This is a genomic window from Pseudooceanicola nanhaiensis (genome assembly GCF_020171315.1).
Classification (GTDB): domain Bacteria; phylum Pseudomonadota; class Alphaproteobacteria; order Rhodobacterales; family Rhodobacteraceae; genus Pseudooceanicola; species Pseudooceanicola nanhaiensis_A.
On record NZ_JAIUZP010000009.1, the window covers coordinates 181956 to 195643 of the forward strand.

At 69.3% G+C, this 13688-nt stretch carries 8 protein-coding genes; 1 reads left to right on the forward strand and 7 read right to left on the reverse strand.

Translation table 11 applies throughout. From position 1 onward, the window contains the following. Positions 1 to 74: 74 nt before the first annotated feature. The 3 genes from LCM32_RS16395 to LCM32_RS16405 are packed head-to-tail and all read right to left on the reverse strand — an operon-like array spanning position 75 to position 5396. Entirely contained in the window at positions 75 to 3407 is a 3333-nt protein-coding gene (locus LCM32_RS16395) for an error-prone DNA polymerase (protein ID WP_224822171.1), read from the reverse strand. Beyond that, complete coding sequence (locus LCM32_RS16400) at positions 3404 to 4894, reverse strand: Y-family DNA polymerase (protein WP_224822172.1); 1491 nt, start codon at positions 4892 to 4894, stop codon at positions 3404 to 3406. The genes LCM32_RS16395 and LCM32_RS16400 overlap by 4 nt, the downstream gene beginning before the upstream one ends. After that, a complete protein-coding gene (locus LCM32_RS16405) occupies positions 4797 to 5396 on the reverse strand; it encodes an ImuA family protein (protein ID WP_224822173.1) in 600 nt (199 codons plus the stop codon). The genes LCM32_RS16400 and LCM32_RS16405 overlap by 98 nt, the downstream gene beginning before the upstream one ends. Positions 5397 to 5628: 232 nt before the next feature. Between LCM32_RS16405 and LCM32_RS16410 the strand changes: the two genes are divergently transcribed. Further along, on the forward strand, positions 5629 to 6291 hold the full coding sequence (locus LCM32_RS16410; RefSeq protein WP_224822174.1) for a transglycosylase domain-containing protein: 663 nt from the start codon (positions 5629 to 5631) through the stop codon (positions 6289 to 6291). A 27-nt stretch (positions 6292 to 6318) separates the two neighbouring features. Here the strand turns inward: LCM32_RS16410 and LCM32_RS16415 are convergent, their stop codons facing one another. From LCM32_RS16415 to LCM32_RS16430, 4 genes are all read right to left on the reverse strand, one after another. Then, entirely contained in the window at positions 6319 to 7431 is a 1113-nt protein-coding gene (locus tag LCM32_RS16415) for an ABC transporter permease (protein WP_224822175.1), read from the reverse strand. A 4-nt stretch (positions 7432 to 7435) separates the two neighbouring features. Beyond that, positions 7436 to 10174: a ribosome-associated ATPase/putative transporter RbbA gene (gene rbbA, locus LCM32_RS16420; RefSeq protein ID WP_224822176.1), complete on the reverse strand. Its 2739-nt coding sequence runs from the start codon at positions 10172 to 10174 to the stop codon at positions 7436 to 7438. After that, positions 10174 to 11268 carry an HlyD family secretion protein gene (locus LCM32_RS16425; RefSeq protein WP_224822177.1) on the reverse strand — a complete coding sequence of 365 codons (1095 nt, stop codon included), beginning with the start codon at positions 11266 to 11268 and terminating at the stop codon, positions 10174 to 10176. The genes rbbA and LCM32_RS16425 overlap by 1 nt, the downstream gene beginning before the upstream one ends. Positions 11269 to 11516: 248 nt before the next feature. Next, positions 11517 to 13349 (reverse strand): ABC transporter ATP-binding protein, encoded by a 1833-nt coding sequence (locus tag LCM32_RS16430; RefSeq protein ID WP_224822178.1) that lies wholly within the window; start codon positions 13347 to 13349, stop codon positions 11517 to 11519. Positions 13350 to 13688 lie beyond the last annotated feature (339 nt).

Genomic DNA, 13688 nt, shown 5'->3' on the forward strand with positions numbered 1-13688 from the left:
GGGGGCATGGAGCATCCGGCCCGTGTGGGCGGGTGTGGCGCTGCCCGTGGCGGTTGTGGGGGCGGTGGAAGGGGTCAGTGAAAATCCCGGCTGGGGAACAGCCGCTTGGCCTGTTCGCGCGGGTGCCGGGCCGTCGGCTTGGTCCGCGCGGGCCGGGGGGCGTCGTCGGTGACGGGATTGGTGATGCCGATCGCCTCGTCCATCGGGTGGCCGAGGGCGGAGAGCCGGTGCGACACGTCCTCGATCCGCTGCGCGATGACATGGGTCACGATCCCCTCGCGTTGGAGATAGCCGCTGATCCGCAGCAATCGCCCGCCCATCACCTGCCGCCGGTTCGCCTCGTAGACCTTGGGCCAGACCACCACGTTGGAAACCCCGGTCTCATCCTCCAGCGTCAGGAAGATCACCCCCGAGGCGGTGCCGGGCCGCTGCCGCGTGATCACCAGCCCGCAGACGGTGACCTGCCCCAGCGGGGCCTCCCGCAGGCGGTCATGGGGCAGCAGGCCGGGCGTCTCGGGCGCAAGGTCGGGGCGCAGCAGTTCCATCGGGTGGGCCCGCAGGGTCAGCCGGGTGGCGACGTAATCCTCCACCACCTCCTCGTTCAGGTGCATCTGCGGCAGGTCGACCTGCGGTTCGCGGATCGCCTCGCCGTCGATGGGATCGTCGAAGAGCGGCAGCGGCTTGCGGTCGCGCACCGCGCGCGCCTGCCAGAGCGCATCGCGCCGGGTCAGGCCTGCGCCGAGGAAGGCATCCGCCTCGGCCAGCCGTTCCAGCACCGCGGGGGCGACACCCGCCCGCAGCCACAGCTGTTCGGGATCGCGGAAGCCGTTGCCCCGGCTGGCGGTGATCCAGCCTGCGTCCTCTGCGCGGAAGCCCTTGATCTGGCGGAACCCCAGCCGCAGCGCCAGCGCCCCGTCGGCGCGTTTCTCCAGCGTGCAGTCCCAGTCGCTGGCATTCACGCAGACCGGGCGCACCTCGATCCCGTGTTCGCGGGCGTCACGCACGATCTGGGCGGGGGCATAGAACCCCATCGGCTGCGAGTTCAGCAGCGCACAGGCAAAGGCCGCCGGGTGGTGGCGCTTCAGGAAGGAGGAGACATAGGTCAGCATGGCGAAGGCCGCCGCATGGCTTTCCGGGAAGCCGTAATCGGCGAACCCCTCGATCTGGGAAAAGCAGCGCTGCGCGAAATCCGGGGTGTAGCCGTTGGAGAGCATCCCGGCGATGAACCGGTCCCGAAACGCCCCGATGGTGCCCATGCGCCGGAACGAGGCCAGCGAGCGGCGCAGGCGGTCGGCCTCTTCCGCCGTGAAGCCGGCGGCCACCACGGCGATCTGCATCGCTTGTTCCTGAAACAGCGGCACCCCCAGCGTCTTGCCCAGCACCCCCTCCAGCGCGCGGGAGGGGAAATGCACCGCCTCCAGCCCCTGCCGCCGCTTGATGTAGGGCTGCACCATGCCGCCCTGAATCGGGCCCGGGCGCACGATGGCCACCTCGATCACGAGGTCATAGAAGGTGCGCGGCTTCATCCGGGGCAGGAAGTTCATCTGCGCCCGGCTTTCCACCTGAAACACCCCCACCGCATCCGCGACGCAGAGCATGTCATAGGTCGCCTCGTCCTCCTGCGGGGTGCTGGCCAGCGTCAGCTCGCGCCCCTCGTGCTGTGCGATCAGGTCGAAGCTCTTGCGCAGGCAGGTCAGCATCCCGAGGCTGAGCACATCCACTTTCAGGATGCCGAGCGCGTCGATATCGTCCTTGTCCCACTCGATGACGGTGCGGTCCTCCATCGCCGCGTTCTCGATCGGACACAGGTCGTCGAGCCGCCCGCGGGTGATGATGAAGCCGCCGACATGCTGGCTGAGGTGGCGCGGGAAGCCGATGATCTCGCCGATCAGGCGCAGGGTCTGGGACAGGCGCGCATCCTCGGGGTCGAGGCCCAGTTCGCGGATGCGGCCCTCGTCCGCGCCCTTGTTGGACATGCCCCAGATCTGGCCCGAGAGGGCGGCGGTGACATCCTCGCTCAGCCCCATGACCTTGCCGACCTCGCGGATCGCCGCGCGCGAGCGGAAGTGGATCACCGTCGCGCAGAGCCCGGCCCGGTGGCGGCCATAGCGTTCATAGATCCACTGGATCACCTCCTCGCGGCGCTCGTGTTCGAAGTCCACGTCGATGTCCGGCGGCTCGCCCCGGTATTTCGAGACGAAGCGCTCGAAGACCATGGTGATCTGGTCGGGGCTGACGTCGGTCACGCCAAGCGCCCAGCACAGGATCGAATTCGCCGCCGAGCCGCGCCCCTGACACAGGATGCCCCGGCGCCGTGCCTCGGCCACGATGTCATGCACGGTCAGGAAATAGGCGGCGAAGCCCAGCTCGCGGACCATGGTCAGCTCCTTGCGGGCCAGCGTGTCGTAGCGTTCGGGAATGCCGCCGGGACAGCGCCGGGCCAGCCCCTCGGCGGTCAGCCGTTCCAGCCGGGCCTGCGGGGTTTCGCCCTCCGACATCTCGTCGGGGTATTCATAGCTGAGTTCGTCCAGCCGGAAGGCGCAGCGGGCCGCGATCTCCAGCGTGCGGCGCAGGGCGGCGGGATGGGCGTGGAACACGCGGGCCATGTCGTCATGGCCCTTCAGCCGCCGTTCCGCATTGGGCAGGGCGCGGGTGCCGATCCGGTCGATGGTGATATGCTCGCGCAGGCAGGTCAGCACATCGGCCAGCTGCCGCCGGGCGGCGCGGTGCATCAGCACGTCGCCCACCGCCACCATGGGGGCGGAACACTGCCGCGCCAGACGGGCGCATTCCGCCAGCCACGCCTGATCCGACCCGTCGTAGCGCGGCGCGGCGCCAAGGTGGACATGGCCGGGAAACCGCCGCTGCAACCGCCGCAGCGGGGCAGCCGCCTGCCGCAGGTCGTCGGGCGGCAGGGCGATCAGGATCATGCCCGCGCAATGGGTCTCCAGATCGGCAAGGTCGAGGTGGCACTGCCCCTTTCCGGCGCGCCGCTTGCCCAGCGTCAAGAGCCGCGACAGCCGCTCATAGGCCGCCCGGTCGCTGGGCAGGGCGACCCATTCCACCGGGCAGTCGCGCAGCACGAGGCGGCAGCCGGTGATCAGCCGGGGCAGCCGCGCCACCTGCGGCGCGGCCAGGGGCCGGGGCTGGCCGATCTCCTGCCGGGAACAGGGATCGACCCGGTGCTGCGAACGGATGCGCACCTCTTCGGCGGCCTGTTCCTCGACCGCGCGCTGCAATTCCTTCAGCGCCGAAAAGGCCCGCACCACGCCGGCCAGCGAATTGCGGTCGGTGATGGCGATCGCCTCCAGCCCCAGTTCGGCGGCGCGGGTCACCAGCTCCTCGGGGTGGGAGGCCCCGGTGAGGAAGGTGAAGTTGCTGGTCACGCAGAGCTCGGCATAGCTCATGGGAATTCCCCCTGAACGAACCAGCCGGGGGCCTGCGGCGTGTAGAAGAGCCACAGGCGGCGGCCCTGCCGGGTGTCCACCTGCCAGTAGTCGCGCAGCCCGCTGCGCCAGGCCTCGTCGCTCATCCACCATTCCGGGGCGATCCGTTCCGGGCCGGTGGCGCGGCCCGTTTCCAGCGCCATGCGCCGCCAGCGGAACCGTGCGGGCGGGCGCGGGCCGGTGCCGCCGATGGCCTCGGGCGGGAAAAGCCGCAGCGGACGCGGGCGCAGGCTGGCCCAGGCCCCGCCCGGTTCGGACCATGCGGCGGGGGCGATCAGGAAGGCGCGTTCGGGGATATGGCTGTCGGCGGGCAGGAAGCGCTGGACGTTCTCCAGCCCGATGCGGGTGCCGATCCGGGTGATCAGGTCGCCCAGCTGGTCGCTGCGCCCCTGCGGGACGGAGCTGACCTGCTGCACCGGCAGCGGTTCGACCTGCACGGCGGCCAGCCGCAGCTGGTCGATGCCAAAGCCCGCCTCCACCGCGCTCACCCCGCGCTCGAAGAGCGGCAGGATGCGGGCGGCCTCGCGCAGGGGGCGGGCGAGGCGCAGCTCGACCTCCTGCGCGTCCTGATCGACCCGGCGCAGGGTCAGGCGGAACATCCGCGCGCCCGCCTCCTGCGCCTGCAGCTTGGCGCAGAGCCGCTCCAGCAGCCGGGCGAGGCCCGCCATCACGTCATCCTGCAGGCCGATGGGTTCGGGCAGGGTCATGCGCACGCCGTAATGGGGCGGATCGGAGAGCGGGGTGACCTGTTCGGGCTGGCGCCCCAGCGCCTGATCCAGCCGCATCATCACCTCGGGGCCGAAGCGGCGGGTCAGCGGCGCGCGGGCGGTGGCGGCCAGATCGCCCACCGTGCGCAGGCCAAGCCGTTGCAGCGCCGTGGCGGTCGCGGGCTCCAGCCGCAGGGCGGCGACGGGCAGGGGGGCCAGCACCTCGGCCATGCGGCCCGGCGGGGCCTCGCCCTCGCCGAAGCGGGCCAGCGCCCAGGCCGCGCCGCGGGTGTCCGCCAGTCCCAGCCGCACCGAGAAACCGGCCCGCGCCAGCCGCTGGCGCAGATCGGCCAGCAGCAGCGGCTCGTCCCCGAAGAGATGCGCGACCCCGGTGATGTCCATGACCAGCCCGTCCTCGCCCTCGATCCCGACCCAGGGGCAATAGCGCGTGGCCCAGCGACGCAGCGCATGGAGGAAACGGGTGTCGCCCGCGGGATCGGCAGTGCGGGTCTGGAGCCCGGGGCAGAAGGCGCGCGCGTCCGAGACCGGCATCCCGCGCTCCAGCCCCGCGCGTTCGGCGGCGGGGTTCAGGCAATGCAGGCGATTGGCGTTGCCGACCTGAAGCGTCAGGGCAAAGGGCCCCTCAACCGGTCGCGTGCGCAGCGCCCGGTCGCTCGCCAGGCGCGGAAACCACGCGGAGACGATGCGTCTCTCGGTGCGCCTCTCGGTCCCAACGGACATGCCAAAACCCCAATGTTCCTGATTTGTTCTTTATAAGATCCCAATGCTGCAGAGTCGAGTCCAGCCCCTCCGGGTCAAAGGTCGGGGTGCAGCGCCAGCGGGTCTCGGCGGCATTGCTGCCATTGCCCTCGGAGATCAGGCAGAGCCCGGTGCTGCGCCCGTCCTTGGCCGCCAGTTGCAGCCGCCGCCCCGGGGTCAGGCCCAGGGGCTCGCCCAGTTCGGCCACCACCAGTTTGAGCGATCCGTTGCGCAGCGCCTCCTCCGCCACGGCGAGGGCATCGGTCTGGTCCTTGACCTGCGCCACCAGCAGCCGCGCGGGATCGAGGATATCGCTCAGCCCCAGCGGGTTCAGCACCTCGGGCCGCCAGTATTCCCGGATCCAGAGCACCGGCCCCTCCAGTTGCGCCGCCAGCATCGCGGCAAAGCCATGCATGCCGGGGCCGCAGGCCTCGTGCACGCGGGCGCGGCGCGGCGGGAAATGGGGGGCAAGATCGGCGGACATCGGCGGACAGGGGGCCCTCTGGCGGAAACGGCTGGGGTGAAGGATGGCGGGGAATCGGTCAGGATTCGGCCTGCGTCTATTGGAACATATAGGGAACATTTCGGGCAAGGGGGCGCTCTGTGACAGCGCGTTGGTGACTTCTTGCCGGGGCATGCGCAGGGTCTTGCCAATTCCGGGGGGTGCCCTGCGCGGGGTGCTAACGCCCGCGGCCACGCATGGTAAATCGCGGGGTATGAAAAGACTTCTTCGCAAACTCTTCCTTCTGTGTCTGCTGGCGGTCGGTGCGGTGCTTGCCTACGGCGCCAGCGGGTTCCTTGCCGCCCGGTCCGAGGCCGCCGCCCTGCGGGATCGGGCCGATGCGCTGATTGCCGCCGGGCAGGGTGGTGCCGCCCTTGGCCCGGATCGTCAGGCGCAACTGCTGGAGGTGCAGGATCCCGGCTTCCTGCGTCACGGCGGCGTGGACCTGATCTCGCCCGGGGCGGGGACCACGACGATCACGCAGGCGCTGGCGCAGCGGCTGGAGGCCGGCGTCCTCCCGCCTGACATCGACCGCATCCGCCAGACCGGCTTTGCCTTCGGGCTGGAGACCCGGCTGGAGAAGGCGCAGATCCTCGCGCTCTGGCTCGACGAGGTCGAGATGGGCCGTGGCCCCGAGGGCATGATGACCGGCTTCTTCGACACGGCGCGCACGGTCTATGGCAAGCCGCCGCAGGAACTGACGGAGGAGGATTACCTCTCTCTCGTCGCGGTGATGATCGCCCCGGGGCGCTACAGCCTGCAGGCCCCCGGCCCCGCGCTGGAGGAACGGCGCGACCGGATCGCCCTGCTGGTGGCCGGTCACTGCCGCCCCGACGGTCACGACGATGTCTGGCTGGAAGGCTGCGACAAGTCCTGAACGGGGGCAGAGGCGGCCCCGCGGCCCTCAGCGCAGGAAGCTGCGGAACCGCCCAAGCGCGAGGGCAAAGAGCGCCACGGTGATCACCGCCATCGCCACCAGCTGCGGCCAGACCTCTGCCAGACCCGCGCCGCGGAACAGCACCGCCTGCGAGAGCGAGACGAAATGCGGGTTCGGCGTGAACTGCATGACGAAGCGCACCGCGGCGGGCATGTTCTCGGCCGGGGTCATCCCGCCGGAGAGCACCTGAAGCGGCAGCAGCACCAGCATCAGCAGCAGCCCGAACTGCGGCATCGACCCGGCCATGGTGGCCAGGAAGATGCCCATGCAGGTCGAGGCGAAGAGCATCAGCAGCGTCCCGGCGAGGAACAGCCAGACCGAGCCGATGATCGGCACCCCCAGCAGCAGCTGCACCACCACGAGGATCGCCACCGCGGCCCCCACCAGCACCACCGCCGCCATCGCCCAGATCTTGGCCACCATGATCTCGATCGGGCGCACGGGCATGACCAGCAGGTGTTCCACCGTGCCGTGTTCCCGCTCGCGGATCAGCGCCGCGCCGGTGAGGATGATGGACAGCATGGTGATCGAGAGGATCACGCTCTGGATCGAGCCGAACCAGCCCGCGTCCAGCGTAGGGTTGAAGCGGCTGCGGATCACGATGTCGACCGGGCTGCTGCTGGCGGTGCGGGTGTGGTTCAGGAACTCCGTCACCTCCGAGGTCACGATCTGCTGCACGTAGGAGGAACCGGTGAAGGCCTGCGTCATCCGCGTCGCATCGACGTTGAGCTGGATCTCGGGCGTGTTGCCGGCCAGTAGGTCGGCCTGAAACCCGGCGGGGATCACGAGGGAGAAGGTGTCGAGCCCGGCATCCATCCGCGCGTCCATCTCGGCCGCGTCGATCAGCCGGGGGGCGACGAAGTAGGGCGGATAGAAGGCCGAGACGATCATCGTCGAGGCCTGCGAGCGGTCCTCGTCCACCACGGCGATGGGGGCGGCGTTCAGCGTCTCGGGCTGGGCCTTGGCGGTGGTGTAGATGTCGAGGGTGAAGGAATAGACGATCAGGATCACCAGCACCGTCTCCTGAAAGAGACCGCTGAGTTCCTTTAGCCCGAGGTGATAGACATGGCGCCAGTTCATCGGGCTATTTCTCCTGCTTGCGCAGCATCAGCGCGCCGATCAGCAGCAGCACCGGCACCGAGGCCAGGAGCGGCCAGAACGCCTCGCCCAGATCCCGCAGGCCAAGCCCCTTGGAGAAGGTGCCGCGCGCGATCGTGACATAGTGGGTCATCGGGTAGACCTCGCCCACCACGCGGCCGAAGCCTTCGAGCGAGGTCACCGGGTCCAGCAGGCCGGAATACATCGTGCCGGGGATCATGGTGATCATCGCCGTGGCAAAGATCGCCGCGATCTGGCTGGAGAGGAAGGACGAGATCACGAGGCCCATGCCGGTGGAGGCGAGGGCATAGATCGCCGTCGCCACGATCAGCGCGGGCATCGAGCCGGTGAAGGGCACCCGGAAGATCAGGATCGTCACCGCCAGCAGGATGAAGAAGCTCATCAGGGTCAGCACCGCATAGGGCAGCTGCTTGCCCAGCAGGAATTCGAGCCGGGTGACGGGGGTGACGTAGAAGTTGGTGATCGAGCCCAGCTCCTTCTCCCGCACCACCGAGAGGGCCGAGAGCATGGCCGGGATCAGCAGTAGCAGCAGGGGCATGACGGCGGGCGCCATGGCGGTGAGCGAATCCACGTTGGGATTGTAGCGGAAGCGCATCTCCACATCGAAGTCCCCGGTAGCGGCGGCCTCGCCATAGGCCTCGCGCGCCTTGCGGGTCAGCCATGTGGCGTGCAGCCCCTCGACGTAGCCCTGAATGCTTTCGGTCAGCGCCGGGTTGGAGCCGTCGAGGAAGGCCGCGACCTGCACGTCCTCGCCCCGCGCCACCTTGGCGGCGAAATCCGGCGGGATCTCGAGGCCGAAGGAGATCTCGTTGCGCTTCAGCCGTTCGTCCATGTCGGCGTAGCTGTCCAGCGGCGGCTGTTCGAGGAAGTAGGTCGAGCCAGCGAAATCGAGGATGTAGTCCTCGCTGACCGTGGTCTGGTCGCGGTCGAGGACGGCGAATTTCACATCCTCCACGTCCATGTTGATGCCATAGGCGATCACCAGCATCAGGATGACCGAGCCGAGCAGCGCCATCGTCGCGCGGATCGGGTCGCGCTGAAGCTGCAACGCCTCCAGCACGGAATAGCTGAACATCCGCCGGAGCGAGAAACCGCGCCGCGGGGTGGGCGCCTCTTCGGCCACGGGGGCGGCGGGTTCGGGGGCGGTTTCGGTCTCGCCGATGGCCTCTTCGAGGTAGGCGATGAAGGCGTCTTCCAGCGTGGCGCTGCCACGGGTCTCGATGATCGCCTCCGCTGTGTCGCTGACCAGAACTTTGCCCGCATGCATGAGCGAGATCCGGTCGCAGAGCAGGGCCTCGTTCATGAAGTGGGTCGAGACGAAGATCGTCACCCCGTCCTGCCGCGACAGGTCCGAGAGGATTTGCCAGAATTCGTCCCGCGCCACCGGGTCCACGCCCGAGGTCGGCTCGTCGAGGATCAGGATCTCGGGGCCGTGGATCATCGCCACGGCGAGCGACAGCCGCTGACGGATGCCGAGGGGCAGGGCGGCGGGGCGGGTGTGCATCACGCCGGTCAGGCCGAACCTTTCGGCCATCTCCGCGACGCGGGGCGGGATCGCCGCCTCCGCCATGTCGAAGAGCCGGGCGTGCAGTTCGAGGTTCTGCTTCACCGTCAGCTCGGTATAGAGCGAGAAGGCCTGCGTCATGAAGCCGACCCGGCGGCGCACGTTCATGTCGCCCGGATCGACCGGCCCGCCAAAGAGATGCGCGGTGCCCTCCGAGGGCTCCAGCAGGCCGGTGAGCATCTTCATCGTCGTGGTCTTGCCGCAGCCGTTGGAGCCGAGGAAGCCGAAGATCTCGCCCTTGTGGATGCGGAAGGAGACATCGTCGACGGCGGTGAAATCCCCGAAGCGGCGGGTCAGGTGCTGCGCCTCGATGGCGATCTCGCCGTCGCGGTCCGGGTCGCGGGGCGGGATCTCGACCTTGTGGTGATCGCGTCGGGCGTCCTCGGGCAGCAGGGCGATGAAGGCGCGGTCGAGGTCGGGCGCCCCGGTCTGCGCCAGCAGCTCCTCCGGCGTGCCGGTGTCCAGCACCCGCCCGCCGTTCATCGCCACCAGCCAGTCGAAGCGCTGGGCTTCCTCCATGTAGGCGGTGGCGACGATGACGCTCATCTGCGGGCGGGTCAGGCGGATGCGGTCGATCAGGTCCCAGAACTGGCGCCGTGACAGCGGGTCCACCCCGGTGGTCGGCTCGTCGAGGATCAGGAAATCCGGATCGTGGATCAGCGCACAGCAGAGCCCCAGCTTCTGCTTCATGCCCCCCGACAGCTTGCCCGCGGGCCGGTCCCCGAAGGGCGACATGCCGGTGGCGGCCAGCAGCTCCCGGATGCGGCGGGTGCGCTCGGCCGTGTCATGGCCGAAGAGCCGCCCGAAGAAGGCGAGGTTCTCGTTCACCGAGAGCGTGGGATAGAGGTTCTTGCCCAGACCCTGCGGCATGTAGGCGATGCGGGGGCAGACCCGATCGCGGTGGCGGGCGTCGGCGATATCGCCGCCCAGCACCTCGACATGGCCTTCCTGCATCCGCCGCGCACCCGCGAGCAGGGACAGCAGGCTCGACTTGCCCTGACCGTCCGGGCCGATCAGCCCGACCATGCGGCCCGCGGGAATGTCCAGCGTCACCGCGTCCAGCGCCTGCACCTTGCCATAGCGCAGGCTGACCCCTTCGATCCGCGCGACGGGCGCGGACCTGTCGTCCGCGCGGTCCATCACTGACCTGCCGCGCGCGGTTCAGGCAGCTCCACCCGCGTGGTGGCGACCTCGGGCCAGTCCACGCCCGGCGCCGTGCGGACATAGACCACGCCCGGCAGGCCGGTCTTCACGTAGGCGGTGTATTGCGCCAGCAGGGCGCGGTCGATCTGGGCGCGGACGCGGAACATCAGCTTGGTCCGCTCGTCCTGCGTCTCGACGCTGCGCGGGGTGAACTGGGCCACGTCCGCCACGAAGGAGATCGTCGCCGGGATCGCCACCAGCGGCGCGGCATCCAGCACGATGCGGGCCTCGTCGCCGATCTCCAGCCGCCCGGCCTGTTCGGTGGGCAGGAAGAAGGTCATGTAGACGTCGTTCAGGTCCACGAGGTTCAGCACCCGCCCGCCCGCGGCCACGATCTCGCCCGGGCGCGCCACGAGGTATTGCACCCGCCCGTCGATGGGCGAGGTCAGCGTGGCATCCTTGAGCGAGACATTGATCGCGTCGAGCGCGGCCTGTTGCGCCTCCACCGCGGCCTCGGCGTCGATGACGGCGGCCTGCGCGGCGCTGACACCGGCCTCGGCTGCGGCCTGCTGCGCTTCGGCTGCGGCCACGGCGGCCTCGGCCTGATGGGCGGAGGCGATGTTGTCTTCCAGCGTCTGCTGCGAGACCGTGTCGCTCAACGCCAGCCTGCGGCTGCGGGCAAGGCGGCTGTCGGCGGCGGTCTTCGTGGCCTCGGCCTGCGCGACGGAGGCGACGGCGGCGCGGACCTGCGCCTCGGCCTGTTCCACGTTGGTCTTGGCGGTCTCGACACCCACCTTGGTGCGGCGCAGCGCGGCCTCGGCCTGATGCTTCTGGGCCTCCAGCTGATCGGTGTCCATCTGGACGAGCGGCGCGTCCTTCTCGACGTAGTCGCCCTCGGCCGGGAAGATGTCGCGGATGCGCCCGGCGGCGAGCGCCGAGATGTCCACCTCGGTCGCCTGGATACGGCCGTTGCCGGTGGCGATGCCCTCGGGCAGCTTGTCGGCATTGACCGAGCGCAGGATGAAGAGGACCACGAGGGCCGCCGCGACCACCGCCGCCCCCCACAGGAGATTTCGACGCGTGTGTTTCATGACCGGCTCAACCCCGCACTGGTGACTCGCACCGCCCGACGGGACGGCCCTTTCGGCAAGAAGACCTGCGCCGGTGGTGAACTGTCAAGTTCAGTAGCGCAGCATCCGGGGGGCGAAGCGTCGCATCCGACGCAGCGTCACAGCCGCGTAGGAGGTTTATTCCGTAGGTATGTGAGTGGCTTATGTGCTCGGCAGCTTCCCGCCGGGCGCAGGTCGGGCGCCGCTGCGGTGCAGCAGCGCCCGGGGTCTCACATGTCTTCGGCGAGGAAGCCGCCCGACTGCCGCGCCCAGAGAGAGGCATAGATGCCCTCTTTCGCCAGCAACTCCGCATGGGTGCCGTCCTCGACCACGCGGCCCGCGTCCAGAACGACGATCCGGTCCATCTGCGCGATGGTGGAGAGGCGGTGCGCGATGGCAATCACCGTCTTGCCCTCCATCACGCCATAGAGCGTCTGCTGGATCGCGGCCTCTACCTCGCTGTCGAGTGCCGAGGTCGCCTCGTCGAGGATCAGCACCGGGGCATCCTTCAGGATCACACGCGCGATGGCGATCCGCTGGCGCTGCCCGCCCGAGAGCTTCACCCCGCGCTCGCCCACATGGGCGTCATAGCCGCGGCGGCCCTGCGGGTCCTCCAGCGTCTGGATGAAGTCATCCGCCTCGGCGCGCTGCGCGGCGGTGACCATCTGCGCCTCGGTCGCCTCGGGGCGGCCATAGAGGATGTTCGCCCGGACCGAGCGGTGCAGCAGCGAACTGTCCTGCGTCACCATGCCGATCTGCGCGCGCAGGCTGTCCTGCGTCACCGCGCCCACGTCCTGTCCGTCGATCAGGATGCGGCCCTGTTCGGCATCGCGGAAACGCAGCAGCAGGGTGACGAGGCTGGACTTGCCCGCGCCGGAGCGCCCGATCAGGCCCACCTTCTGGCCCGCGGGGATCGTCAGGTCGATGCCGTTCAGCCCGCCCTTGCCCTTGCCGTAGTGGTGGCTGACACCCTCGAAGCGGATTTCGCCCCGGTCCACGTTCAGCGCGGGCGCGCCGGGCCGGTCGACCACGGCCGGTTCCTGCGCGATGGAGCGCAGCCCCTCGCGGATGACGCCCGCATGTTCGAAGAGCCGGATCGTGATCCACATCAGCCAGCCCGACATGCCGTTGATCCGGATCGTCAGCGCCAGCGCCGCCGAGACCTGCCCGATGGAGGCCGTCTCATTGGCCCAGAGCACCACGGCAGGTGCCACGACCGAGACGATCAGCAGCCCGTTGAGCACGTTCAGGCCGAACTGCATCTCGGTCATCAGGCGCATGAAACGCTGGAACCGCAGCCGCAGGCGTTTCATGGCGGAGAGGGCATAGGCCTCCTCGCGCGCGCCATGGGCGAAGAGCTTGACCGTCTCGATGTTGGAATAGGCATCCACCACGCGCCCCGTCGCGAGCGAGCGCGCGTCCGAGAGCCGTTCGGAGGCATCCGAGACCCGCGTCGCGATCCAGCGCACATAGGCGATGTAGAGCACGACCCAGAGCGCCAGCGGCGCCATCAGCAGCGGGTGGATCTGGCTGAGGATCAGCAGCGCGCCGAGGATATAGGCCGCGCCGTACCAGAGCCCCTCGAAGGCGATGAAGATGCTGTCCTCCACCGCCGGGCCCATCTGCATCACCCGGTTCGACAGCCGCCCGGCAAAGTCGTTCTGGAAGAAGCCGGTGGATTGTCCCAGCAGGTGCCGGTGGGCCCGCCAGCGGGCCTGCTCCGACAGGTTGGAGGACAGCGTCTGGCCGAGGAAGGCCGCGTTCAGCGCGATCAGCAGCGGGCGGATGAAGAGCACGGCGAGGGCGGCGGCCACAAGCTCGGGCCAGTGGCCGGCCCAGAAGGCGGCGGGGCCTTCGGCGGTCATCAGGTCGATCAGGCGACCGCCGTAGTAGGTGAGCCACGTCTCGGCCAGCGCCACGATGATGCCCGCCGCGCCGATGACGGGCAGCAGCCGGTGGTAGGGCTTCAGGTGCGTCTTGATATAGGGCCATATCCGGTCGGGCGGCGTGTCACGGCCTGCGTCGGCAAAGGGATCCACGAGGTTTTCGAAGAAGCGGTACATGGGGCCCTCCATGGGGCGGGGAACGTCGTGCGAATGGGAATGCGGCGGGCGCTTGGCCAGCCTTCAAGGACCGGCGTCTCAGGCGCGGAAAAAGGTCCTTGGGTCATTCATTCGCGGCTCTCCTTCATGTCCGTGATCGTGCTTTAGCCGAGGGGGCGGGGCGCTGCCAAGCTTTCTGTTGTGCATTGACGGACAGAGAGCGGGAGATCGCCGGTAGATGTGCACGAAAGCGGCAAATGGGGTGGGGGACCTGTCCGGGGGGCTGACGTCAGGCGAACCCAGTTCCATGCCGCATCCGATCAGCAGCCCGGTACCGCAGTCCCCTATGTCTGTCCCGCC